Genomic DNA, 25989 nt, shown 5'->3' on the forward strand with positions numbered 1-25989 from the left:
TAAAATTGCCTCCTTATTCGCCTTTGTTCTTGGCGACTACAGCGTCAGCTATATTCTTAGGAACTTCATCGTAGAAGGAAACTTCCATCGAGTAGTTCCCGCGGCCCTGAGTTTTGGAACGGAGATCCGTCGAGTAACCGAACATCTCCGAGAGCGGAACGAACGCGTTGATGACCTGTACGCCGTTGCGCGGTTCCATGCCGTCGATGCGTCCGCGGCGCGAGTTCAGATCGCCGATCACGTCGCCCATGTACTCCTCGGGTACCGTGACCTCAACCTTGACATACGGCTCGAGAAGAACCGGGCTGGCCTTCTCGGCACCCGCCTTGAACGCCATCGAGCCTGCCACCTTAAACGCCGCCTCGGAGGAGTCGACCTCGTGGAACGAGCCGTCGTAGACGATGACCTTGATGTCGACCATCGGATAGCCTGCGACAACGCCGCCCTCCATGGCCTGACGAACACCGGCCTCGATCGGATTGATGAATTCCTTCGGAATCACGCCGCCGACGACCTTGTTCTCGAAGCTGAAGCCCTCGCCCGCATCCTGCGGAATGAGCTCGAGCCAGCAGTGACCGTACTGACCGTGACCGCCGGACTGACGGACGAACTTGCCCTCTGCCTTGACCGACTTGCGGATCGTCTCCCGATACGCAACCTGCGGCTCGCCGACCTTGCAGTCGACCTTGAACTCGCGGAGCATGCGGTCGACGATGATCTGCAAATGCAGCTCGCCCATGCCCGAGATGATGACCTGCCCCGTCTCTGCGTCCGTATGCACGCGGAAGGTCGGATCCTCCTCAGCGAGCTTCTGGAGGGCAATGCCCATCTTCTCCTGGTCGTTCTTCGTCGCAGGCTCAACCGCAACGGAGATAACGGGATCGGGGAACTCCATCGACTCGAGGATGATCGGATTGTTCTCGTCGCAGAGCGTGTCGCCCGTCGTCGTGTTCTTAAGCCCGACCGCCGCCGCGATATCGCCGCTGTAGACCACATCGATCTCCTTGCGGTTGTTCGCGTGCATCTGGAGAATGCGGCCGATGCGTTCCTTGTTGTCCTTCGTCGCATTGAAGACGTAGGAGCCGGAGTTCAGCGTGCCCGAGTAGACACGGAAGAACGCGAGCTTGCCAACGAACGGATCTGTCATAATCTTGAACGCGAGTGCGGAGAACGGCGCCGTATCTGAGGAAGGACGGCTGTCTGCCTCGCCCGTGTCGGGGTTTACACCCGCGATCGGCGGAATGTCCGTCGGCGCCGGCATGTAGTCGACGATCGCATCGAGCAGGGGCTGTACACCCTTGTTGCGGTATGACGTACCGCAGGTGACCGGCGTCATCTCGCAGGCGATCGTCGCCTTGCGGATCGCACGGCGGATCTCTTCCTCCGTGACCTCCTCGCCGCCGAGGTACTTCTCCATCAGCTCATCGTCTGCCTCGGCGCATGCCTCGATCAGCTTCTCGCGGTACTCTTCCGCCTGCTCTTTGTACTCGGCCGGAATCTCGACCTCATCGGTCACCTTGCCGAGATCGTCCTCGTAGACGATCGCATCCATCTTCACGAGGTCGATGATGCCCTTAAACTCATCCTCTGTGCCGATCGGCAGCTGAATTGCCACCGGGTTCGCATTGAGACGCTCGCGCATCATGTTCATGACATTGAAGAAATCGGCGCCCGTGATGTCCATCTTGTTGACATACGCCATGCGCGGCACATTGTACCGCTCTGCCTGGCGCCAGACCGTCTCCGTCTGCGGCTCAACGCCGCCGCGTGCGGTCAGGACGGCGACCGTGCCGTCCAACACGCGCAGCGAGCGCTCTACCTCGACCGTAAAGTCAACGTGACCCGGCGTATCAATGATATTGATGCGATGGTCTTTCCAGTGACAGGTCGTTGCCGCCGACGTAATCGTAATGCCGCGTTCCTGCTCCTGAACCATCCAGTCCATGGTGGCAGCGCCCTCATGAACTTCGCCGATCTTGTGCGTTACGCCCGTGTAGAAGAGGATGCGCTCGGTGGTCGTCGTCTTGCCGGCATCGATGTGAGCCATGATGCCGATATTCCGCGTCTTTTCAAGGGAATATTCTCTTGCCACTGTTTCCTATCGCTCCTTACACTGCTGATATTACGTAGCCTCTGATGTTTCTCATCAACGGCTCTTACCAGCGATAATGTGCGAATGCCTTGTTGGCCTCCGCCATCTTGTGCGTATCTTCCTTTTTCTTGATCGCTGCGCCCGTGTTGTTCGCAGCGTCCATCAGCTCTGCCGAGAGACGTGCATCCATCGTCTTCTCGCCGCGCAGACGCGCATAGCCGACAAGCCAGCGGATGCCAAGCGTCATGCGGCGATCCGCACGAACCTCGACCGGGACCTGATAGTTGGCGCCGCCGACGCGGCGTGCCTTGACCTCGAGCACAGGCATGACGTTGCGCAGTGCCGTCTCGAATACCTCGAGCGGATCCTGACCCGTCTTCTCACGAATCGTCTCGAACGCATCATAGACAACACGCTGTGCGACGCTCTTCTTGCCCGAGAGCATAACCTTGTTGATAAACTTCGTCACCGTCTTGGAATGATATACCGGATCCGGCAGAACATCCCGCTTCGGCACGGGGCCCTTACGTGGCATAGCCCAACCTCCTAACGATATACTGCCTTACTTCTTCTTCGCACGCTTCGCGCCGTACTTCGAACGTCCCTGTGCACGATCCTGCACACCGGCCGTATCGAGTGAGCCGCGAATGATGTGGTAACGCACACCCGGCAGATCCTTCACACGGCCGCCGCGAATGAGGACGACGCTGTGCTCCTGCAGATTGTGCCCAATTCCGGGAATGTATGCGGTCACCTCGATGCTGTTCGTCAAGCGAACACGAGCAACCTTTCTAAGAGCAGAGTTCGGCTTCTTCGGCGTGGACGTATAGACACGCGTGCAGACGCCGCGCTTCTGCGGGCTGTTCTTCAGTGCTGGTGCTTTCGATTTCTCCTCAAGGCTCTTCCGGCTCTTGCGAATGAGCTGATTGATCGTTGGCATACTGCACCTCCTTCCTTTGTCGTCATTTCAATGCTTTTGTATGAAAACGCAGAGGCTGCGTTTTTACCGTAGTTTGGCGACCGCCGCCGCACCCACATCGAGGTGCACCGCCGCGCCGAGTGCCGCTTTTGTCGCCGTGCGGTCAGGTATAATACCTGCGTCCCCACACGCTGCAAAGAGCGGGTCGAGTACACGCCCGTCCACATCGCTCGCAATGAACACCATCTCTGCCGCGCCGTTCTGCACCGCCCTCAGTGCCTGATGAATGCCGGCAACCGTGCGTGCCGCGCGTAATTTTTCCAGAGACATAGTTCACCTCCAAAAAGGGGACTGTCACATAATATCATCCGCAAAAACGCTTGTCAACGCATATTTTACAAAGTTTTCTATTTACACTTTTTCTAGCGTATCTTTCTTGCGTGTTTAGATGAAAAATCAGAAAAAAGAGGTGCATGTGCACCTCTTCATCATCGCACAATATGGATCTTACTGCGCCGCGTCTCAGGTTTCTCTGATTTTTTCTTCACCGCAGGCAGTGTATCCCGACTGCGGTCGGCGATGCCGAGCAGCATCCCCATCCCCGCCATCGTTACGATCAGCGAAGAACCGCCATAGCTGATGAACGGCAGCGGAACACCAACGACGGGCAGCAGGCCGGAGACCATCGCGAGATTTGCGAGCGCCTGTCCGAGCACGAGGAAGATGATGCCGAGCGCAAGCACCTGCCCGAACGTATCCTTCGCACGAGCCGCCACACGCATGCAGGTAACAAGCAGAACGGCGAACAGGAAGAAGATCAGCAGAACACCGAAGAATCCATGCTCCTGACTGAAGATCGCAAACGCAAAGTCCGTGTGTGCCTCGGGCAGATACTCATATTTGCTCACGCCGTCGCCGAAGCCCATGCCGAAGATTCCGCCCGAGCCGATTGTCGAGAGCGACTGTACCATCTGATAACCCGCATCGCGCGCATCCGACCACGGATCGTACCAGACCTCGAGGCGCTTCATGCGATAGGGCTGCAGTGTCCCGATTGAAAAGGCCAAGATGAGTGTAAGCAGACTGATCCACACCCAGCTCCGCGGCGACACGAGCAGCACGAGTGCCATCAAAAGCGGAACGCCAAACACAATGCACGCCGTTCCGAAATCCGGTTCACGGTAGACGAGGAACGCCATCACGAGAATTGCACCAAACGGGATAAAGACGCGTCCGCCGTCGCGGTCTATACGAAAGCGTTCCTTTGACAGCACCGCCGAGATGGAGAATGCACCCATCAACACCGCCATCAATTTCGCAAACTCTGCCGGCTGAAAGCTCAGTGGTCCGAATGCAAGCCAACGCTGTGCGCCGTTCACCGTCGTCCCGACAAAGAGCACGGCAATCAGCAGGAACACCGTGATCCCCATACCGACGAACATCAGCCCGCGCATACGCTGATAGTTCATGCGGCGACAGAGCCAGCACGCGACGATCCCAAGCAGCAGCCATTGAAGATGGCGCTGCAGAAAGTAATACGGATTCTCGAAATCCATCGCCGCAAGCACATAGCTCGAACTAAAGACATTGATCGTCCCCGTCACAAGGAGAATCGCCATGATGATAACAATGGGTTCCGTCTCACTCTTAAAGAGTGTATAACGCGTACGCATCAGACTTGTCCCGTTGGACGGCACGCTACAAGGCGCCCGATCTTCGCACCGCGTGCGCTGAACTTGCGCTCGTACTCCGTCATGATATTGTCAGGCTCTGCGAGCGCGTGGAGGTCATGCGTCACATGCGAGAGCAGCCAGCCCTCCCGCTCCATCGTTTCGAGCGAGTAGGCAAAGAGCCCAGCATTATCCGTCTTGAAATGGATCGCTCCGCCTTCCTTCAGCACAGCGGCATAGCGCGCGAGGAAGACCTCACTCGTCAGCCGCCGCTTCGCATGGCGTGCCTTCGGCCACGGGTCGGAAAAATTTAAATAGATGCGGTCGACCTCACCGAAGGCAAAGAGTTCCGTCAAATGCGCTGCATCAAAGACGAGAAGCCGCACATTCGGCAGCTCCCGTGTCGCCGCCTTGCGCGCGGCAAAGTAGAGGACTCCCTGCTGCGCCTCGAGCCCGACATAGTTCACATTGGGATTGCGTGCCGCAAGTTCCGTCAGGAAGTCGCCCTTGCCTACACCGATCTCTACATGGAGCGGTGCCGTGCGCCCGAACGTCTCCGTCCACGCACCGGCGAACCTCGTCCAATCCCCGCCGAGCGGCGTGACGAAATCCGCATAATCCAGAATCGCCGTATCAATCCACGGCTTTCGCCTGAGTCTCATAGCCCTTCCCGTTCACCCCATTCGGCCATTTATCTTTGCATCCCCATCTGAATGCACTGCGCCCCCGATCACATCGAGGGCGCAGCAAAACAGCAGGATATTACCAGATCTTCCCCGCCATGAACCAAACGCGGTTCCGTGCATTGTTCTTCGGTGCTACCGACGAATCCGAGCCAATCCGTCGTGCGTAGTCCACACGTGCGAACCAGTTGCCCGGATCACTGTACGCCGCACCAATGCCCCAACCGTGCAGCGTTGCATGATTGTCGGTGAGATTGTTCCCCTTGCTCATACGCACCGATCCCGTATCATAGAACGTGCTGAATGTCAGCCCGCGCACCGGTGTATGATAGCGCAGTTCCGCCGTTGCAAGAACGCCCTCGTCCCCCGCGCCCTCGCCCTGCGCGTAGGCACGCACGCCATTCGGTCCGCCGAGATAGAACTCCTCCGAGCTGTCGAGGTTTCGGCTCGCCTTCTGCCCCGAGACCTTGACGAGGAGATCCGTCGCGTGACCAAGCTGCTGCACCGCTGTCACATCTGCTTCGAGCTTTGCGTACGTCCCCTCCTCTGTTTGGTTGAGATCCCCCAGAATGCGGCTGTACTCCGAGTCCAGCCCCAATGTTCCGACGGTCAGATTTGCATTATAGTTCACCGTCATTCCGCCATAGAGGCGCTGCATACCGACCAGCCCCGCATAAATGCTGTGCGTATGCTTTTTGCCCTCAAGCTCGAACGCCGTAATATCATCATCCAAGTCGCGATAGTTATAGCCGTAGCGGAAGAGGAGGCTGCGGTTCGTCAAATGGTAGAGCGGCGTCTGCCCGAAGATCGTGAACGTCAAAGACTGCCCCTCCGCACCGATTGCGGAGAGCGGGCCGCCCACCTTATAGTTCATGCGCGAGAGGCCAACGCCGAGCGTCGTACCGCCATGCCCGACCACCGTCTCATAGTTTGCGTAGAAGTTGCGCAGGCTCCCGTTCGAGATGAGTGCACCCGCACTCACCTTGTCCCCCGTCCCCGACGGGTCGTAGAGTGTTTCCTGCACGCCGTAGCGGTAGCGCCCCGTGCTCGGACTGCCGTAGTTCTCGACATAGAAAACCGTATTCGATGCCTTCGAATCATCAATGCGCACCGTCAGCTTGCTCGTTCCGAATGTCCTGCCCGGACTCAGGACGCCGACTGCACGCGCTCCCGTTGCATCCGACACCGAGTAGAGTGCCGTCTCAAGCTTTGACATAGTGATGATATCATCCGATTTCAGCCCTGCAATAATCCCCTGTGCGACGGCATCCTTCAGACGGCTGTTATTTTCGAGCACGATCTCATCGTAACGGCCCGGCAGCACACGCAGCACCACAATCCCATCCGGACTGTCCTGCGGCGGCAGATATACCGCAGCCGCCGGATAACCATGCGTGCGGCAGTACGAAGTCAGCGCATCCACCGTCCGACGCAGCTGCGCCATCGTCTTCTGCTCACCCATCCCCTCCTCGAGAATGCGCGTCAGCTCCCCCTTGTCAAGGAAGAGATCCGGAGCCTCCATAATGAAGTTTTCAATCGTAAACTGCGCGTCATCACCATCCTGACGGTAGCGCGGTGCCTGATCCTCCAGACCGATCTCAGGTCTTGGCTGCTCCTGTGCAATATCCGCACCCGGACGCGCAAGAGACGGCGCAGCAAATCCCGTCGTCCCCGCAGATGCCAGCCCCGCACAAACACACGCAGCAAGCCCTGCACGGACCGCAGTTTTCTTCATATCATTGATCCCATTGTACACGATCGTATCTCAACCCCTACATTATTATTCATATTTTGTTTCCATTCTAGCATTTTCCCTGTGAAAACACAAGGGAGAAGGTACAGCTCTGCGGTTGCAATTCGTGCTTTTTTGATGTAGACTTGCGAAAACAGCATTGGGATAGGAGAATCTACCATGAAAAAAATTCTATTCGTCTGCCACGGCAACATCTGCCGCTCCCCCATGGCAGAGTTCGTCATGAAACATCTCGTACACGAGGCAGGACTTGCAGACAAAATCAGCGTCACTTCCAAGGCGCTCCACCGCGACGAAATCGGCAGTGACACCCATCGCGGCACACGCGAAATCCTCCGCGCACGCGGCATCCCGTTCAGCAAACGGCAGGCAGCGCTGATGACCGCCGCCGACTACGATGCCTACGACTGCATTATCGGCATGGACACAGAAAACATGGACGACCTCGCACGCCTTACGGGCGGCGATCCACGCGGCAAGGTGCGCCGCCTCCTCTCTTACATTGGCGAGGAACGTGATGTCGCCGACCCGTGGTACACAGGCAACTTCGAGGCAACTTACCGCGATGTGGATGCCGGCTGCCGCGCATTGCTGAGAGATCTGACAAAAAGCGCCTAAACAGCAAAGAGGGACCCCATCGACTATGCAAACAGTCGATGGGGTCCCTCTTTGTTTCTATTGGATTTCTCTTGCTCAGCCGAACACTTCGTTCACGAGGGAGAATACTGTCTCGTCCGTGACGCGAATGCCGTTCTTGCTGATGTCGACACCGTCCTTCACCATATTGACAGAGGGCGGCGTATGGGAAACCTCCGCCTTCGGATCGCGTTTAAAGTGGCTGCGGCGGTCGAGGGAGGCGTTCTCATAGGCGTACTCATCGGGAATCATCTTGCTGACCTGCGTGAGTGCACTGTAGTACTCTGCATCAGGGATATACGGACCGACGTGAAGTGCCGTTGCATTCGCGGGATCCTGCACAAAGCGGTAGTTCCGATAGACCATCTCGCCTGTCGCAGGGCGATAGTATCCGTTGACCGCGTAGTCTCCCATGCGCAGACGCGCATCCGGCGAATCATAGTAGAACTCACCTGCCAGATGCTCGCCGGCAACCCCCGTCGGATATCCCGGTGCCGGATAGGTTCCCTGCGGGGTACCTGTGTAGCTGCTGCGCGGCGGCAGACCTTCGTTGATCCAGATGGTCTTTGGATCTGCCTTCATGCGAATCTCAGCGGGATTGATACGTCCGGTCGCCGTTCTCGCATTGTGATTGAGCGTGGTAGACCCCAAGCCGCCCGACGGTGTGGCAATGGTCGTACCGTGTTCATCGACGAGTTCGTAGTTCGACAGCGGATTGCCCGTGAGACGGAATTGGTAGTCCACATCCTTATTCGCAACATTGTTGCGATCCTGCCACATGGCATTGGGATCGGTGTTCCCGTTCGGCTCCCACGCGACATTCTTGTCAGCGTACTTCGCTGTCGAGGAATGCGTGATGTGCGGCTGATCCTGCGCGATGATTCCATCTTCATCGTCATAGTGACGCGTATCCGAGTCGCTGTAGTGACGGAACCGCACAAGACCGTCGGCGGAATGAATGATGTTGCCGTTTTCATCCTTTGCCACGCCGAGCAGCGTATCCGTCCCGTCATAGGTCTTCGTCGGATGGATGGATTTCGTATCGGCAATGAGCTTGCGGCGGTTGATGACACCCGCGCCGGAGTCCGTGTAGCGTCCGACAGAGTTGTCCGTAAAGGTATAGTTGTCCACGTTAAGCTCGAGTCTGTAATCTACGGGGTTGTTCGTGGAGGCATTTGCCCCATTGCGATATTTGCCCGTCATGCGCTCGACATCGCTCTCCGGCAGCGCATAGGTGTTTCCGTTGAGGGTCACCGTACTGTGCAGCGAGGAATTCTCATCTGTATTCAGCAGCGAACGAATATCGCTCGATCCGTTCCGCCCTATGACGGCATCTGTGCCGTCATAGTCCTTCACCGCATCATAGAATACGAAGTTAAAGTTGCTCCGATTCACCTGTGCCTTATCAATGTTGCCATCGCCGAATGCGACATCCGCAATCTCATAGTTCTGATTTGCACCCGCACTCAGATAGTTGCGCATCGTACGGTTGATGCCCTGATAGCGCACCGCACGCGAACCTGCATTCGCATTCTTGACAAAGGTTTCCGCCGTCCGACCGTCTCCATAGTGGCTCTCAATGTTTCCTCCGTTGAGATCGGTCAGCTTATTGCTGTCGCTGCCCGTGCCGAAGTGGATGCCGTCGCGCGTGAGCACCTTCGTATCATCATCGCTGATCGTTCGTGCCGTCACGGAGGCATTGTCTGATTTCGTATCATAGGTCTTGGCAACATCGTCGAATTTCAGGTTGAGCGTACGTTTCGTAATCTCATTGTCGTTGGTCGAGATCGTTGTCAGTGCATTTCCATCTGCATCCACGAGATTGTAGTTATCCCGATTCGCCAAGTCGATCTGTACGTTGTAATCCACGCGTTTATTCGCACCGACAGACTTGTTGTCATACCGTGCTGTCGTCGCATTCGTCGCGCCGTCGCCCGCAACAAGCCCATTCAGAGTCACGAGGCTGTCCCCGTTTGTGACACGCGTACCCGTGTCCTTGCGGTAGGTCTTGATGCTGGTATCCCCTGCATCGTAGACATCACGCGAGGCATCGTAGGTCTTCGTCAGCGGGCCGTTGACCGTCGCCGTGACATTCTTGCGCGTGATATAGCCCGTGCCGGTCTTTTCTACCCCATCGACGATGAAGTTATTGCCCGTATAGGTCAGCTTATAGGTGACGGTATGTGCCGCGCCGCCCTGTACATTCTTATTGTCGTAGTGTGTGCTCGCCTCATCGGAAGCGATCGTGATATCGTTCGTGATATCGATATCATTTCCGTTCACACGAGCAGTCGCAGTCCGCAGATAGTTCTTGACGGCAGCCTGCGAGTTGATGCCGTTGTGCTTTACAGAACGATTGCCGTCGTAGACCTTCGTCGCGTCGTGGAACGTCGCCGTCACATCGCCTGCACTGATCGAACGCGGGTTGATGCGCCCCTTCGCATCGGCAGCGGTGTAGCTCTTGCTGCCGCCGTCGACGATGTAGTTCTGCGCGGTAGAATTCCGCCCTGCAAGATCGGTCAGTGCATCGTTAAAGCCGGTGTACTTCACCGCCTTGTCTGTCACTGCACGGTTCGCATCACGGCTGACGTTCGCATCGGCATTGCCGTTCGAGTCGAGGTACTGCCCCTGTACTTTAGCCAGTGCCGGAGTATCAAGCGACAGCGTCTCACTGCCAACGAGACCGCTGAACGTGATATCGCCCACACCGAGGTTGTTGACCGCCGCCGTACCGTCATAGTCCTTGACCTTGCGTGCGACATCAACCGTCAGTGCTTTCTTGTAGATATCCGCCTTTCCCGTCACCGTATTCGTCGTCGGATGTCCGCCGATCGTGTAGTTCGCGAGGGTATCCGCATCGCCCGAGAGCGTCAGCGTATAGGTGACATTCCGTTCCGCCGTACCGGGCGTACGTGCCTCTGCCTCCGCCTTGGTATTTGCCGAGGCATTCTTGTTGTCGTACGTTCCCGTGACGGCAAGCTGAATCTTGTTCTTATCCCGCTCAACGACCGTTGTCAGATTCGCCTTTGCCATCGCATTCACATAGTCGCGGTTGTTCTGGTCAAATGTCGTCTGCCCGTCATACTCCTTGACGATATGCTGCGGGAGCAGTGTCGCAAGATCGCGGCGCTCAATCCAATCACCCGTATGATGGATGGTTCGATTGCGCGTACCGTTGAACTCAAAATTCGTCGTGTTGATTGTCACGTCGTAGTCAACACTGTTCGCATGCGCAACGTTCTCATTGTTGTACTGCGCGCGGTTCAGGCTGATGTCGGCAAGGTTGATCTGCACCGTATTCCCGCCGCCAAGATCCAGTGTGCTGTTCTGGAAATACTTCTTGACATGCGCCATATCGGTATAGTTCTGTCCGCCCTCCTGCCACACGACATCCTTCGTACCGTCGTACATTTTCCTGGCATTGCCAATGGTAAAGTTAAAGTCGTTCGCCGTGACCGTGCGCTTGCGGATCGTCCCCTTGCCGTAGGCGGTATCCGCCACAGTATAGTTGCCCGCATAGGACTGATGTCCAAGCGTATTTGCGAGATTCTTGTACTGCACATCCTTGCCGTTTTGAATGACATTTCCGTTCGCATCACTCACGACGTTCGGATCCTGCGTGAATGTCCCGTCGGTATTGCCCGCACCGTAGAAACTCTGAACACCCGCCGTATTGAACGACGCGCTCGTGATGCCGTCCGCCGCAAGCGTTGCCGCACCGCGTCCGTCGCTGTTGCCCGCCGTCACGGAGGTAATGTTCTTCGTATTGTTGACTGCGGTCGTATCATACGCCTTCGACACATTGTCAAAGCCGAGCGTGATCGTGCGCGGGGAGATCGTTCCCGTCGCCGAGAGATCCAGCCCATCCTCGGCATTGACCGTAGTCACGCCGTCCGAGAGCTGATAGTTCTGCCCCGCTGCACCCGCAATCTTCACGTTGTAGCCGATGTTCTTCGTCGTCACATTGCCGCCGCTGTACGCAACATTCTTGTCTGCGTACGATGCCGTCACGGTCATCGCCGCGCCGTCATTGACCGAGGCACCGTTCGACATGCGGACGAGCTTGTTGTCGTTCGTCGTACCCGATGCATAGATGACATTGCCCTTTGCATCATCGTCAACGAACTTGTCATAGTGGCGTGTATTCGTATCCACGAGATTTGCATTCGCGTCGTAGGTCTTGTCAATGCCCGTCTTCTCCGCGAGATCAACCGTGATCTTGCGGCGGTCAATCGTGCCCTGCGCCGTCCGCGTGAAGTTGTTGTCGCCTGAAATATTAATGTTGCTGTTGTTCAGATAGAATTTGTACGTCACGGTATCGGGTGTGCCGTTCGTAGCATTCGGACTGCTGTACTGCGTCCCTGTCATATCCATGACAAGGTCGTTGCGCAGATCAACCCAGTTGCCGTTCAGCTGCACACGTGCGCGCGTGATATAGTTCTTCACATCATTCGATTCACTCGAACCGTTATGTTTCACCGTACGCGTACCGTCATAGGTTTTCGTTGCATTGGATGCGAGGAAATCCACGTCGGAAGCGTTGATATTCGCCTTGTTGATCGTGCCTGTTCCGTAGCCGTCCGCCGCGAACTCATAGTTCGCCGCATCCGTGCCGAGCGTCGTCCCCATCTGCGCACCGAGTCCCTGATATCGGACATCCTTGTTCGTGCCCGCATTCGGATCGGCGGTAAACGTCCCGCCCCTGCGCGTGCCGTACTCACTGTTCAGCGTGCTGAGATTGGTCAGCTCGTTCGATCCATTGACAAGCCCCGTGCTGTCCGTGTTCAGCACCGCCGCATCGGCAGCCGAAACAGACGGTGTGATCGACGTATTCGTCGGCGTTCCGTCATAGGTCTTCGTCACAGGCGCAAAAGTCACATCCACCTTGCGCTTCGTGATTGTATTGTTATTGGTCGAGATCGGCGTCGTAATCGTTGCGCCGTTGTACTTCAGATTGTAGTTGCCCGCATTCGCACTGTCGAGCTTGACATCATAGTTGACGACCTTACCCGTGCCTGCGTTCTTATCCGCATACGCCGCCGTCGACTCGTTCGTCGCACCGTCGCCGGAGACAAGACCCGTCATGCCGATGATGTCATTCGCTGTATTGACAACTGCGTTTGCAGAGTTCTTTGCCGCGCCGAGCACATCCGTCGTCGCGTCATAGACCTTCGAGAGCGGGCTCTTGACCGTGACCGTGACATCCTTCTTTGTGATAACGCCGTCGCCCTGTTTCGCAAATGTCGACGCACCGCCGAGCGAGAAGTTCCCGCTCGTCCCCGTATAGCTCAGGTTGTACGTCACGCGGTTGGCGAATCTGCCGTTATCGACATCCTTCGTATCATACTCGGCAGAAGTTAGCTTCAGGTCATTCAAAACATTGACCGCATTGCCGTTGATGTTCACCGTCGCGCTGGTGATGTACTTCTTCTGATCGCTCAGCGCACTCGAGCCATCCGTCCACTTGACCGTCTTCGTCCCGTCATAGGTCTTCGTTGCTGTACCGATGGCAAGGTCCACCGTGTTCGGATTCAACTCGAACGGCGTGATCTCGCCAAGCCCCTTTGCCGTTGCCCCAAGGCTAAGCGTATAGTTCCCCGCATCTGCGCCCGTGAGCGAGAGGTTGGAGTAGTTGACCCAGTTGTGTTGGCGCGTGCCGTCCGGCGCAGTCCACGTCGTGCCGCTGCCGCGCACATTCTCACTCTCAAACTCCTGCGTATGCCCGCTGGCGAGGCCAACCGCATCACCAGCCACGACCCCATTCGCTCCGATCTCAAATCCGACCTGCGCGGCAGGGACATTCTTCGTACCGTCATAGACCTTCGTGACCTTTTTGAACGCACCCGAAAGATCCCTCGGCGTAATCGTTCCCGTCGCCGAAAGGTTCATGCCATTCTCTGCATTGACCGTGGTCGAACCGTCCGTGAGGTAGTAATTCTTCCCGGCATCCCCTGCGATCTTTACATTATACGTAATGCTCTTCGTCGTAACATTGCCGCCGCTGCGCGCGACATTCTTGTCTGCATAGCTGCCCTGCACTGTCACCTGTGCGCTGTCATCTACCCCGTAGCCGTTCTTCGTGCGCACGAGCTTATTGGCGTTGGTCGTGCCCGCGGCATAGCCGACATTCGCTCTGCCGTCGGCATCCGCAAAGGTCTGATGACGGCGGTTCGCGGTGTCAATGAGGTTGGCATTCCCGTCATAGACCTTGTCAATGCCGCTCGCCTCTGCAAGACCGACATTGATCGTGCGGCGCGTGATCGTGCCCGCACCAGTCGCCGTCGCATTCCCGCTCTCAAGGTTCTGCCCGTTCAGCGTGTAGTTCTTGAGCAGATACTCGTAGCCGTTGTCCGCCGTCGCCTTGACATTGTAGGCAACGCGCGTCGCCTCATAGGCATTCGCCGTTCGCGTCGTATTGTCTGCCTTTGTGAAATGAGCGCCCTTATTGGGATCGATCGCAAAGTTGATCTTGTCCTCGTCCGCCGTAATCACACCTGTGCCGTGCCCCGTGCTCGGACGCAGGTTCCAGCCGGACGGAACCGTGTAGTTGCTGGTGCCGTCATAGACCTTCGTCGCATGGGAGGCGTTCCCGTGTGCATCGACAATATCGAAGTTGTTCGGATCAATCGCCTTGCGGTTGATTGTCCCCTTTCCATAGACGGTCTTGTCCACCGTATAGTTGCCCGCTGCCGTCGTACCGAAGGCATCCTTGAATGCCTCGTCCATCTTCGTATAGCGAACGTCATGCGGTGTGCCGTTGCTCGCATTTGCATCGGCGTGGAAGGCACTGCCCGTACCGTTGCCGTAGCTGCTTGATGCCGTACCGCCCGACCGCATATTGTCCCACGCGGTCTTCAGCGCACCAGTTGTGATGCCGTCCCCTGTGAGAATCGTTCCGATGACAGAGGTCTGCGGTGCATCCGTGATCTCTGTGACACTGCTGTCCGTATTGGTCGACGTGCCGTCGTATGTCTTGGACACGTCGCCCATCTTGATGTTCAGCTTGCGCGGCGTAATCTTGCCCGCGTTCGTCACCGTGCCGGCATTCGCCGTGAGCGTCTTATTTGCACCAGAGCCCGAAACCGTACTGATGACCGTATTTCCTGCGTCGACGATCTGATAGTCGTCCGCATACTGACCCGTGAGCTGTGCCGTATAGGTGACATCCTTGTTGATGATATTGCCGCTGCCGTCACGCGAGACATTCTTATCCGTGTAGCGTGCCGTCGAGGTATTCGTCGGCTGTCCGTCCGTCTCGTCCGTGATCATCGCCGCAAGACTGACGATATCACTCCCGCGTTTGATATTGCGGCTGCCGTCCGTATGCTCTGCCACACCGTCATAGGCCTTCTCGACGGCGTGCGTTGTTGCCCGAATCGAAGCAGGCGTAATCGTCCCATGTGCCGTAACATGAGCGGGGTTGGCATTATTCACAGACTCGAGATTGCGGAGTGTCCCCGCTGTCTCCTCTGCTGCAGAGCCAAAAGTATAGTTCGACAGCGGATTATTCGTCGGATCGCTCGTTCGTGCCACAACGTCATAGGCGACATAGTGCGCCTCAGAGACGTGGGAGGTACGGTTGTTGCCGTCTTCATCGCTGGAGAAATGCCCCGTCGAACCGCTCTTGAGCGCAAAGGTCACCTTCCCGTAGTCCCGCGTGACAATCCCTGTATCCCCCGATGCCGCTGTTCCCGTCAGATATGTACCGGGCGCGAGCGTATGACGGTCGTTCCCGTCATAGACCTTCTTCGCATCTGCAACCGTGTGATCCGCATTGTATACGCGGAAGCCGCCCTTATCGATGCGGCGGCGTGTAATCGTCCCCGTACCATACTGCTTATCCGCAATCTTATAGTTGTGATTCGCTGTTCCAAGCGCATTCGAAAGCCCCGCATACTCAACGGTGCGGTTTCCTGCGTTTACATTTTCTGCAAATGTCCCCTCGGTGTTCCCCGTGCCATACCTGCTGGTGACATTCGTCATGCTGAAATTGCCGGTCGTGATGTTGTCCGCGCCAACAACGGTGCCTGAAAGGCCATCGTCAAGCGATGCAAGAGACTTTTGGCTGTTGGTCGCCGTGCCGTCGTAGACCTTCGTTACACTGTTGAAGGTCATCGTAAGATTACGCGGTGTGATCGTTCCCTTATAGCTGGGATCTGTAAGCGTCTTCGACGATACGATCGGCTTTACGCCCTCTGTGCCGAGGGTGTAGTTCTCTGACTCCGCTCCCGTTCCGGCATCAAAGGACGCCGTATAGGTAACGCCCTGCGTCGTCGGATTTCCGCTCCCATCCACTACGACATTCTTCGACGCATACTTCGCCGTCGAGGTATTCGTGCGTGACTCCGAGCCGACAAACCCCGAAAGAGTGACAAGAGAGTCCCCCTTGATGATATGACGGCTGCCGTCGGTCTGGTCGTCCATCGCGTCGTAGACCTTCGTAATGTTGTTGTTCACGACGGTTGCCGTCAGCGCCTTCGGTGTAATCTTGCCGTCGCCCGTCGCGTGGAATGTATCACTCAGTGCTTTCCTGGTCGTATTGTCCGTATCCAGCACATAGTAGTCGGAGAGGCGATGATTCACAGCATCATCCGTCTGCCCCGTGACCTCATAGGCAAGCTTTGTCGCTTCCTTGACGTTCTTGGTGCGGGTTCCGCTGTTATCGGTGAAATGCCCCTTCCCGCCCGTCAACGCAAACGTAATGTGCCCCTGATCGCGCGAGACAATACCTGTATCGCCGACAGCACCTGCATTCGTCGAGAGATAGACGTTCGATCCAGGACTATATTCGCTGTCCCCGTCATAGACCTTCTGCGCCGTTACCGCTGCATGGGTTGTCTTGTCGTACACCTTGAAGCTGTCGCGTGTGATCTTACGTGGAACGATTGCCCCGTCGAGGTAGACCTTCTCATTCGTGACGGCTGTCTTGGAGCCACCGTCCGGCGTATAGAACAGCTCATAGTTGCCCGCGTCGTTGCCCGTGAGACCGACATTCGTATACTGGAGCTTGTGGTTTCCGGCGTGGATCTGCTCGTTGCCCGCCGCATCCGTATATTTCGGACCGCCTACGTTTGTGAGGTCGACGGAATCCACCGCATCGTTGTCATCCCGCATGATCGCGCCATCTTGAATGGTCTGGCCGAGTCCCATCTGCGCGATCGTCGGAGCAGTCTTTGACTTATCCAGTTTGATGTTCGGCTTGGACTGGAGCATATCCGTATCAATGACGGTAGAGGTGCCGTCATAGATTTTTTCAGCCGCCGTCTTCTTGAAGATGTCAAGGTAGAGCGGCGCCTTGGTGATCGTAATCTTTCCTGTGATATTATTGACGGAGGAGTTGTCAAACTTGTAGTTCGCTGCATCCTCGCCGGTGAATCCAATCGAACCTGAGAATTTGACTGCTTTATCAACCCCAACGTTTTTATCGGGATTTCCTGCTCCATTAACTGCCCATGCTTGGAAATTCCCGCTCGTAAAGTCCAGCTGAACGGAGTTCGCAGCCTTATCCTCCGCGGTAAACCCCGAGGAGGTGATGCCGCCATTCTGCAGTGCCTTCTTAAACGCATCTGTCACGGATGATTTCCCGTTATACATACGGTCGACCTTGAGATTCGCATCGTTCAGCTTTACCTCACGCGGCTTGATGGTCACATTGACCCCGCGCAGGTTCGGGCCGTCCTGGTCCGACCAGAGAATCGCCTTCGTCCCCGCATTGCGGATACCGTTTGTCTTATCGAAATCCTTCGTCGTCTGGTTCTTATAATCGTGCACCTTATTGAGGTCAACACCGCCCTCATAGATGACCTTGTCCGACTTATCGCCGAGTCCCGTGCCGGCCGCATTAACAATCTTGACATACCGACTGTTGTAAGTCAGATCCGTGACATCTGCGCCATTGTTCGACTTAACCGCATTGGAGCTATCCGGATCCAGCGTTCCGTCTGCTTTGAAATAGCGATAGTTGTAGTTCGCCGTCGCCGTTCCGCTCATAAAGGCGGTCAGCATCGGCGCTGTGCGCCCCTCATATATGCGCCACTTCGCGCCGGGATCACCTGTGTTATTGATGGCATTTCCCCATGCGGAATATGTGTCTACTGCATATGCATCTTTTTGATTGGTAGAACCGACAAGATTCGCTTTTCCTGTTACTCTATTAATCTCAAAGGTATTAGTGATATTGCTTGTTAAATTTGACCACGTAAACTGATTTCCATACGAATAGGAATTGTTGATCGTCGTACCATTCGCAGGCTGCATATAGTAAATGAAATAGGTTCCCGTACCTGAAGTGGTCACATCGCTATAGGTATCATTCACGACCGTTCCTGACAGTGAATGTCCGATAATGCCGCCGCCCTCACCAATATGAGCTTTACTATATGCACCGTCAATCGTCGTATTAACTGTACCGCCGGCAATCCCACCATGTCGACCAGCGCTGCCCGTGACTGTTGTATTGGCAACGTATACGTTCTTCAGCTTGGAACCTGTAGCATACCCTACAATACCACCCGTATAATCAGATGAACTGGTACCGCCTGTAATCGTAGCGCCGGTTACGCCGAGGTTCTCAATCCGCGCCGCATTTGTTGCACCAAAAAGGCCGACGCGATTCCCACCCGCAGCGGTAAAATTCTGCACCTTAAAGAAATTGCCCTCTACTTTTCCCGTGAACTGAGATCCATTGTTGCCAAGCGGGGTCAAAGAACCGCCTGCAAAGTCAATATCATTCTCGAGCATATAGTTCTTTGTGAGATCGTTATTGATATCCTGGAACTCTGTTGCATTGGCGACAAGCTGATAATAGTTGTCTGCCGCCGTCGCAGCAGTACCATTGACCGTATAACCGGATGTCGGTGCAGTTCCCCGATAGCCGATATGTGCCGTTCCATCGTTTGCTGTGTCGGTGTACATCACGACATTGGAGCTATGCACATCTGCTGCATTGAGGAATCGAATGTTCTTGCCTACGACCTCAACGTTCGTCGCCGTGATCGAGCCCATGTTGACGACATCGGAGAGTCCGGCGGCACTCGTACTGAGGGGCGACACATTGTTCGCCATATCTGCAGCGGTGTTGACCGTATTGATTGGCTGCGTCGAGACATGGAGACTTCCGACATTCACCGATGCCGTCTTGCCAAAGATCACGCCATTCGGGTTTACAAGGTAGATTTTTCCTCCGCCGGTAATCGTGCCGTTGATGGCAGAGGTGTTTGCACCCGTGACCAGATTAAGATAATTTTTTGTATCATAAGCGACCGTCTCTCCGCTCGCCACGGAGTAATCCTTCCACTTGATAACATTGTTCGCCGCGCTTGCGCCGATACTGGTCGTACTGCCTGAACGACTGACTGCAACGCCCGTCGTCATATCGTGTTCGCCTGTCGGTGCAGCAAAGCCGATCTGCGGAATCAAAAAAGCGCCCGCCATGCCTGCAAGCAGTGCATAACGCACACGCTGCGATAGTTTCGTTCGATTGTTTTTCATTCTCCGCTCTCCCATAGACATATTATTCCTTATGTAGTATATCGAATATTATAGTGCATTTAATAATAGCATATAAAAATAAAAAATCCTCCAATCGTCCTACGGATGATCGGAGGATTTTCCCAAAAGCTTTTTACTGGAGCAGACTCAGCACTGCACTTGAGTTCTGATTTGCCTGCGCAAGCATTGCCTGTGCCGACTGTGTAAGCACGTTATTCTTTGTATATGCGGTCATTTCCTTTGCCATATCTGAGTCGCGGATCGTAGACTCCGATGCCTGTACGTTCTCAGATGCAACAACGAGATTGTTGCTCGTAAAGCTGAGACGATTCTGTGCGGCACCAATAACAATGGCCTGATCCGTTGCACGAATTAAGGCATTTTCAAATACATTAATTGCCGCATTTGCAGCCTCCTGTGTTGTCACCTGAATTTTGGGTCCGGAGCCAACAATTTTACTGCCACCATGAGGCTGGCGATTCCAACCATTGCCGTCTTGGGATTGAAGGCCCAATGCAGCTGAACGCATATCCGTGAAACCGACCTTAATCGCTTGGTTCGCCTTTGTTCCTGTTTGAAGGACAAGAGAATTATCCGGCGACGGGTTCTGCGCACGCACAGTTTCTTTAAACGCATCAAGGACTGCATTGACCTCATTGCGCATATGACCTCTACTATCCGTAACACGGAACGTAACACCCGCAATCTGACCGTTAACACCTTCAGTGTTTGCACGAATTGTAATTGCCGGCTGATTATCCGGCGTTGTTACTTCACGCCCGTACTCATCAACACCAACAACATGATCCTCATGATAAAGTCCGGCATCACTTGCCGTGATAAGACCTATCGCAGCAACCAACCGGGTTCCAGTACCAATTGGTGAAATGGATTTCGAATAGGTAACACCATTACGCGTCCATGATGCTGTGATGGTATCAGAAGAGTGGATACCAACATCATTACCATCTCTGCGTTTCAGGTCTAACAAGTTTGTCAGCCCATCCGTGTCAGTTGCAAGGCTCATGTTCGACAAACTTGTCTTTGTGCCTAGTACTGTTTCACCTCTGACAAATCCATTTTTTGAACCATCAATCAGATACTTCCCGTTATAGGTCGTCAGCGCATTCTCGTCAATCTGATCGATCAGGCGGTCAACTTCCTTCTGAATGAGCGCGCGATCCTCGTCCGTATTCGTATCGTTCGCGGCGTTGATCGCCTTGTCTTTGAGCGTCTTGAGAACCTCGATGGTGGACTGAACTGCTCCCTCTGCCGTCCGCAGCAGAGCAGAGCCGTTATTCGTGTTCATGTCGTCCTGATCGAGTGCACGCACCTGTACGCGCATGCGCTCAGAGATCGCCATCCCCGATGCATCATCGCCGGCGCTGTTGATCTTCATGCCCGAAGAAACCTTCTGCAGGCTCTTCGACAGCTCACTCTGATTCTTGTTGAGCGTATTGAGCGTATTCACCGCTGACATATTATTTTTGACCACCATCGCCATAAAGACTGCCTCCCTGACTGTTATCTATGGTTTCGTTATGAAATAATTACGTAAATAGACGAAGATACACCGTCTTGAAAAATATATCGTCGAAATGAATCTGCAACTTAAATATATTCCAAGAGCTTTTTTATTTTTTGAACAAGTCTCTGTGCGTACCTCTACGCACAAGCACAAGATGTAGTTGCTTGTCTTTTATCTTGCAATAAAATCCAATCGGGTTGAATATGACACGCCCGATAGGCGCGCTCGATTCCAACACTTTTGTCATAGAGCCAGACAAGAAATAATCGTTGATTGAGCCTACGCAAACAACTCCACCTGATTGCTCTCCATCATGCCGTCAAGGCACCCGTGCGCACGCAGGATATCAATGGCAGGCGCGGGCACGTGAGCGCGTGCGGCGAGGTCCTCAACAGAGATAAAACGTCCGTATTGCCGTGCCTCGACGATCGCCTGCGCCGCCTTTTGCCCCATGCCGGGAAGTGCGGTAAACGGCGGGAGGAGCGAGTTTTCGCGGAGGATGAATTTCTCTGCGTCGGACGCGTAGAGATCCACCGGATCGCAGGAGAAGCCGCGCAGGTACATCTCCCACGCGAGCTGCAGTACAATCAGGATGTCCTGCTTCTTGTTGTCGAGCTTGCCGCGATGTTCACGCGCCTCCGCATTCAGCGCATCAATCGCCGCCTTGACTGCCGTCTTCCCCTTCGCAATGATGTTCGCGTCAAATTCGTCGGCGCGAATGGAGAAGTATGCGGCGTAGTACGCGAGCGGATAGTGTACCTTGCAGAATGCGATGCGGTATCCCATCATGACATACGCTGTCGCGTGCGCGCGCGGAAAGAGGTATTTGATCTTCTGACAGGACTCGATGTACCACTCGGGAATCCCACCTGCACGCAGCTTCTCCACGACATCGGCAGCGATCCCCTTCCCCTTGCGCACATTCTCCATCGTCTTAAATGAGAGCAGCGGGTCAACATTGTGCTGCATAAGATAATTCATGATATCATCACGCGCGGAGATGGCATCCTTCAGTGTGCTCGTTCCCGCCTTGATGAGATCCTGCGCGTTGCCGAGCCAGACGTTCGTGCCGTGGGAAAAACCAGAGATGCGAACCAGGTCGGCAAAGCAGTCGGGGTTTGAGTCGTCAATCATCTTCTGCGTGAACGAGGTGCGAAACTCCGGAATGCCGTATGTTCCCATGTTTGCACCGAGTTCCTCGGGGCTGATGCCGAGTGCCTCGGTCGATGTAAAGATCGACATGGTGGCTGGATCATCGAACGGAATTGTCTCGGGATCACGATGCGTCAGCTCCTCGAGCATCTTGATAACGGTCGGGTCATCGTGTCCGAGAATGTCGAGCTTGACGAGGCGCTCGCTGATCGAATGGTAGTCGAAGTGGGTCGTCAGCGTGTCCGACTCCATGTTGTTTGCGGGGCGTTGGATGGGTGTAAAGTAGTGCACGTCCATGTCGCGCGGCACAACCATGATGCCGCCCGCATGCTGCCCTGTGGTCGCCTTGACGCCCATGCAGCCGCGCATCATATGCTCGATGTAGGGACGCCCCTTCGTCACCCCCTGATCCTCGTAGTAGTGCATGGCATAGCCGTACGCGTTCTTGTCCTGCAGACCCGAGATCGTGCCTGCGCGAAAGACGTTCATCTTGCCAAAGAGAACCTCGGTGTACTTATGCGCGACGGGCTGATAGTCGCCCGAGAAGTTGAGATCAATATCCGGAACCTTGTCCCCGTTAAATCCGAGGAAGACGGCGAACGGAATATTGTGCCCGTCCTTCGTAAGCGGCGTACCGCAGACGGGACAGTCCAAAGGCGGCAGATCAAAGCCGCTCCCGACGGAGCCGTCGTCAATGAATTTGTTGTACTGACAGTGACGGCAGCGATAGTGGGGCGGCAGCGGGTTGACCTCAGTGACGCCGATCATGGTCGCGACAAAGGACGATCCGACCGAACCGCGTGAGCCGACCAGGTAACCGTCGTCGTTCGACTTTTTCACAAGGCGCTGTGCGATGATGTAGAGCGCAGCAAATCCATAGCGCAGGATCGGTTTCAGCTCGAGTTCGAGGCGATCGGATACGATCTGCGGCAGATTCTCACCGTAGAGCTTACGTGCGCGCGCGTAGGCCATTTCCTGGATCTCTCGGTCCGCGCCCGGCACCGTCGGCGCATAGAGTTCGTCGGGGATCGGAAGGAAGTGCTCCACCATATCGGCGATCTTCCTTGGATTTGTGACGACGCACTCGTAGGCACGCTCCGCACCGAGATAGTCGAACTCGGCAAGCATTTCGTCCGTCGTGCGCAAATAGAGCGGCGGCTGTCGCTCGGCATCACGGTAGCCGTTCGCTTTTTGCAGCATGGCGCGGTAGACGGCATCCTCTGGATTGAGGAAGTGCACGTCGCAGGTCGCAATCAGCATTTTATCGAGTTTTTTGGCAAGCGCATCGACTTTGCGGTTGATGTCCCGCAGATCTTCATCCGTGTGAATCGGGAAACGATCGTCAATCTTGAGGAAGTCGTTGTTGTGAATCGGTTGGATCTCGAGGAAGTCATAAAACTTTGCGATTTCCTCCAGCTCCTCGTCGGGCCGCCCCGCGACGATACTGCGGATCAGTTCGCCCGCCTCGCACGCAGAGCCGACAATGATCCCCGTACGGTACTGCTGCAGCACGGCGCGGGGAACACATGGACGACCGCGCTTCTTCGTGCCGCGGAAGTAGCGGATATGTGAGAGGGAGACGAGCTTGTAAAGGTTATACAGCCCTGTCTTGTTCTGCGCAAGGAAGATGATATGGTGCGCCCGCGCATCGTTCGGTTTGTCAAGAAGATAGCCCTCCATCCCGTAGATGATCTTGATGTCCGTTCCCTTCTTTTTGAGGGCACGCGCCGTATTCATCGCCTCGGGGAACGCCTGCACAACGCCGTGGTCGGTGATGGCGACGGCAGGCCAGCCCCAGCGCGCCGCCGTCTCGACGAGCACCTTCGGCGGGACAACGGCATCGAGTGCACTCATTTTCGTGTGCGCGTGCAGCTCGACCCGCTTCACCTGTGCCGTGTCCTCACGCTGTGGAACAGAGCGTCGCTCCATACTGTCGATGAAGAGAACGTAATCGCTGATGAATTTATCGTATTCAATCTTGCCCTGTATGCGGACAGAGCATCCCTTGCCGATTGCCTTCAGGATTCGCTCGACCTCCGCGTCAATGTCCTCCTGTGTCGTTTTCCCGCGTGCGGCAAAGAACTTTTTGCACGCGATACCGTTCGTCTTGTCGGCAAATTTGAGCAGGAGGATGTACGCGCCCGATTTGAGCTTGTTCGCCTGCGGAGCAAAGACCTCGCCCTCGAGCACGATATTCTTGACCTCATCCTCGAGTACACCGAGGTCACGCGCCTCACCCGAGACCCCGCGTCCGAGAATGACGTTTGCAGGCAGCTCTTTGACCTTTGCACCCTTTGCGGCACGCGAGGGAGACAAAGCTGCGGGAACCTCCTTGGGGGCGGGAACGGAAAGTACGGGCGGTGTCCATGCAGGTGCATTCAAATCGTCCGCAAGTTCACACTCCATGCAGACGACCCGACAGGTACAGCCAACATGCGTGCGGACGGCCGCCTCAATGCGCTTTGCGACCGCGCTCTGCGCGAACAACTCCGCACCGAAGTGCCCCGGCGCAGAGAGACGGATGACATTGCCGTCGACGGCGTACTCCGTTCGGCGCAGCGTGTGGAAAAGGACGGCATCGTCCCCTGCTGCCTCACACACGACGCGCTCCCAGAGCGGCGCAACGGCACGATCGAGTGCAATGACATTCTGCTGCACGAATGCTCCCGCGAGACTGTAGTTCGTCTCAACCTGCCGTGCAATCGCCGCGAGAAGATCCTCATCGAGAACGACGGGAGTGCCAATCACAAGTTCCCATGTATTTTCCTCTGCCGATACCTCGACATGCCGCAGAGCACACGCACGCAAAAGAGCCCGCTCCTCATCGGAGAGGGCGAGTCCGCGCAGAAGGCGAAGGAGCATATCCTCCGCACTGGGAAGAATCCGATAGGTCTTGTTCATTCGTCGTAGAGCCTCTTGTACTGTTCCCTGTCCTCGAGCACACGACGCACGTAGAGCCGTGTCTCGGGGTAGGGAATCGCCTCGATTTCGTCAAACTGCTCGTTCCAATGAAAGCGCTCCATCCAGTCGCGCACATTGCCGCGCCCCGCGTTATACGCCGCGAGTGCAAGGATGTCGTTGCCGCCGAACTCGCGCTCGAGCTCTGCAAGATACCATACACCGTAGCGGATGTTGAGCGCTGGATCGTAAAGGTAGTCCTCGGTAAACGGCTCGTCAAGCTGGCGCGCAACCCATGCCGCCGTCTGCGGCATCAGCTGCATGAGCCCGAGCGCACCGCCGTCGGACTGCGCACGCGGCTCGAATCCGCTCTCATGCTTGATGACAGCGGCGACGAGGTAGGGATCCGTGCAGCAGACGGCGGCACTCGTCTCGATGTAGCTCTGATATTCATAGGGATAGATATAGGTGCGCTCCACCCAACCCCAGCCGCCGACAATCGCAAAGGCAATAACGGCGATGACAATGAGGCGCAGCCCCCACCAGAATCTGCGCCGCAAACTACGAATTCCCAATGATCCTTTCGCTCCAAACTTTCCCAATGTATTCCCGCGTTTCTTCCTTTGTCCCACTGTTGTCGATCACAATGTCTGCCCGCGCGCATTTCTCTGCGAGCGGCATCTGCGCCCCGATGCGTGCCCGCGCCTCGCTCTCATGCATCGTCTTGTCCCGTGCCAAAAGACGCGCCAGCTGCTCCTCCTCTGGGATCGCAACCACCCACGTCTCATCGGCGAGCACATCCCATCCCGCTTCAAAGAGCAGCGGCACATCGAGTACTGCTGCTCTCTCACCTGCCGTGCGTGCCGCCTGTATCCGCCGCTCCGCCTCAGCGCGGATCAGCGGATGCGTAACAGCATCCATCTCCGCGCGTACGGCGGGGTCAGAAAAGACGCGCTGCGCAACTGCCGCACGGTCAAGCGTTCCGCCCGCCGTCACAACCGCGCGCCCAAAGCGCTCCACATAGACGTTGAAGATCGGCTGCTTTGGCTGCGAGAGTTCATGCGCGAGAACATCCGCATCAATGATATACGCGCCAAGTGCGTGCAGCGTTTTGCTGACAGTGGACTTGCCGCAGGCGATGCCGCCCGTAAGGCCGATGATCTTCACG

13 protein-coding genes are annotated in these 25989 nt (G+C 55.9%); 1 reads left to right on the top strand and 12 read right to left on the bottom strand.

The features are described 5' to 3' along the window. Window positions 1–13: 13 nt before the first annotated feature. From fusA to BCS37_RS09120, 7 genes are all read right to left on the bottom strand, one after another. On the bottom strand, window positions 14–2092 hold the full coding sequence (gene fusA, locus BCS37_RS09090) for an elongation factor G (RefSeq protein WP_069181131.1): 2079 nt from the start codon (window positions 2090–2092) through the stop codon (window positions 14–16). A 64-nt stretch (window positions 2093–2156) separates the two neighbouring features. After that, window positions 2157–2627 (bottom strand): 30S ribosomal protein S7, encoded by a 471-nt coding sequence (gene rpsG, locus BCS37_RS09095; protein WP_006691183.1) that lies wholly within the window; start codon window positions 2625–2627, stop codon window positions 2157–2159. A 27-nt stretch (window positions 2628–2654) separates the two neighbouring features. Next, window positions 2655–3032: a 30S ribosomal protein S12 gene (rpsL, locus tag BCS37_RS09100; protein ID WP_006307578.1), complete on the bottom strand. Its 378-nt coding sequence runs from the start codon at window positions 3030–3032 to the stop codon at window positions 2655–2657. 63 nt (window positions 3033–3095) lie between these two features. Next, window positions 3096–3341, bottom strand: coding sequence for a ribosomal L7Ae/L30e/S12e/Gadd45 family protein (locus BCS37_RS09105; protein WP_069181132.1), 246 nt, complete (start codon window positions 3339–3341; stop codon window positions 3096–3098). 158 nt (window positions 3342–3499) lie between these two features. Beyond that, window positions 3500–4684, bottom strand: coding sequence for an FtsW/RodA/SpoVE family cell cycle protein (locus BCS37_RS09110; protein WP_069181133.1), 1185 nt, complete (start codon window positions 4682–4684; stop codon window positions 3500–3502). Continuing rightward, the gene (gene trmB / locus BCS37_RS09115; protein ID WP_069181134.1) at window positions 4684–5343 is read right to left on the bottom strand and encodes a tRNA (guanosine(46)-N7)-methyltransferase TrmB; all 660 of its coding nucleotides are present in this window, start codon (window positions 5341–5343) and stop codon (window positions 4684–4686) included. The genes BCS37_RS09110 and trmB overlap by 1 nt, the downstream gene beginning before the upstream one ends. 100 nt (window positions 5344–5443) lie before the next feature. Then, window positions 5444–7099: a ShlB/FhaC/HecB family hemolysin secretion/activation protein gene (locus tag BCS37_RS09120; protein WP_069181583.1), complete on the bottom strand. Its 1656-nt coding sequence runs from the start codon at window positions 7097–7099 to the stop codon at window positions 5444–5446. A gap of 177 nt (window positions 7100–7276) precedes the next feature. On the opposite strand from BCS37_RS09120, the gene BCS37_RS09125 reads away from it, so the two are divergent. After that, window positions 7277–7735, top strand: coding sequence for a low molecular weight protein-tyrosine-phosphatase (locus tag BCS37_RS09125; RefSeq protein ID WP_069181135.1), 459 nt, complete (start codon window positions 7277–7279; stop codon window positions 7733–7735). A 75-nt stretch (window positions 7736–7810) separates the two neighbouring features. Here the strand turns inward: BCS37_RS09125 and BCS37_RS09130 are convergent, their stop codons facing one another. The 5 genes from BCS37_RS09130 to coaE form a co-directional block, all read right to left on the bottom strand. After that, the gene (locus BCS37_RS09130) at window positions 7811–19243 is read right to left on the bottom strand and encodes a YDG domain-containing protein (protein WP_083205786.1); all 11433 of its coding nucleotides are present in this window, start codon (window positions 19241–19243) and stop codon (window positions 7811–7813) included. A 133-nt stretch (window positions 19244–19376) separates the two neighbouring features. Beyond that, the gene (locus BCS37_RS09135; protein WP_069181137.1) at window positions 19377–20747 is read right to left on the bottom strand and encodes a flagellin N-terminal helical domain-containing protein; all 1371 of its coding nucleotides are present in this window, start codon (window positions 20745–20747) and stop codon (window positions 19377–19379) included. Window positions 20748–21050: 303 nt separating this feature from the next. Next, a complete protein-coding gene (locus BCS37_RS09140; protein ID WP_069181138.1) occupies window positions 21051–24824 on the bottom strand; it encodes a PolC-type DNA polymerase III in 3774 nt (1257 codons plus the stop codon). Further along, window positions 24821–25396, bottom strand: a complete 576-nt coding sequence (locus tag BCS37_RS09145; RefSeq protein WP_069181139.1) for a lytic transglycosylase domain-containing protein — start codon at window positions 25394–25396, stop codon at window positions 24821–24823. Before BCS37_RS09145 ends, BCS37_RS09140 begins: the two co-directional genes overlap by 4 nt. Then, window positions 25383–25988 carry a dephospho-CoA kinase gene (gene coaE, locus BCS37_RS09150; protein ID WP_069181140.1) on the bottom strand — a complete coding sequence of 202 codons (606 nt, stop codon included), beginning with the start codon at window positions 25986–25988 and terminating at the stop codon, window positions 25383–25385. Before coaE ends, BCS37_RS09145 begins: the two co-directional genes overlap by 14 nt. Window position 25989 lies beyond the last annotated feature (1 nt).

Source organism: Selenomonas sp. oral taxon 920 (assembly GCF_001717585.1).
Taxonomy (GTDB): domain Bacteria; phylum Bacillota; class Negativicutes; order Selenomonadales; family Selenomonadaceae; genus Centipeda.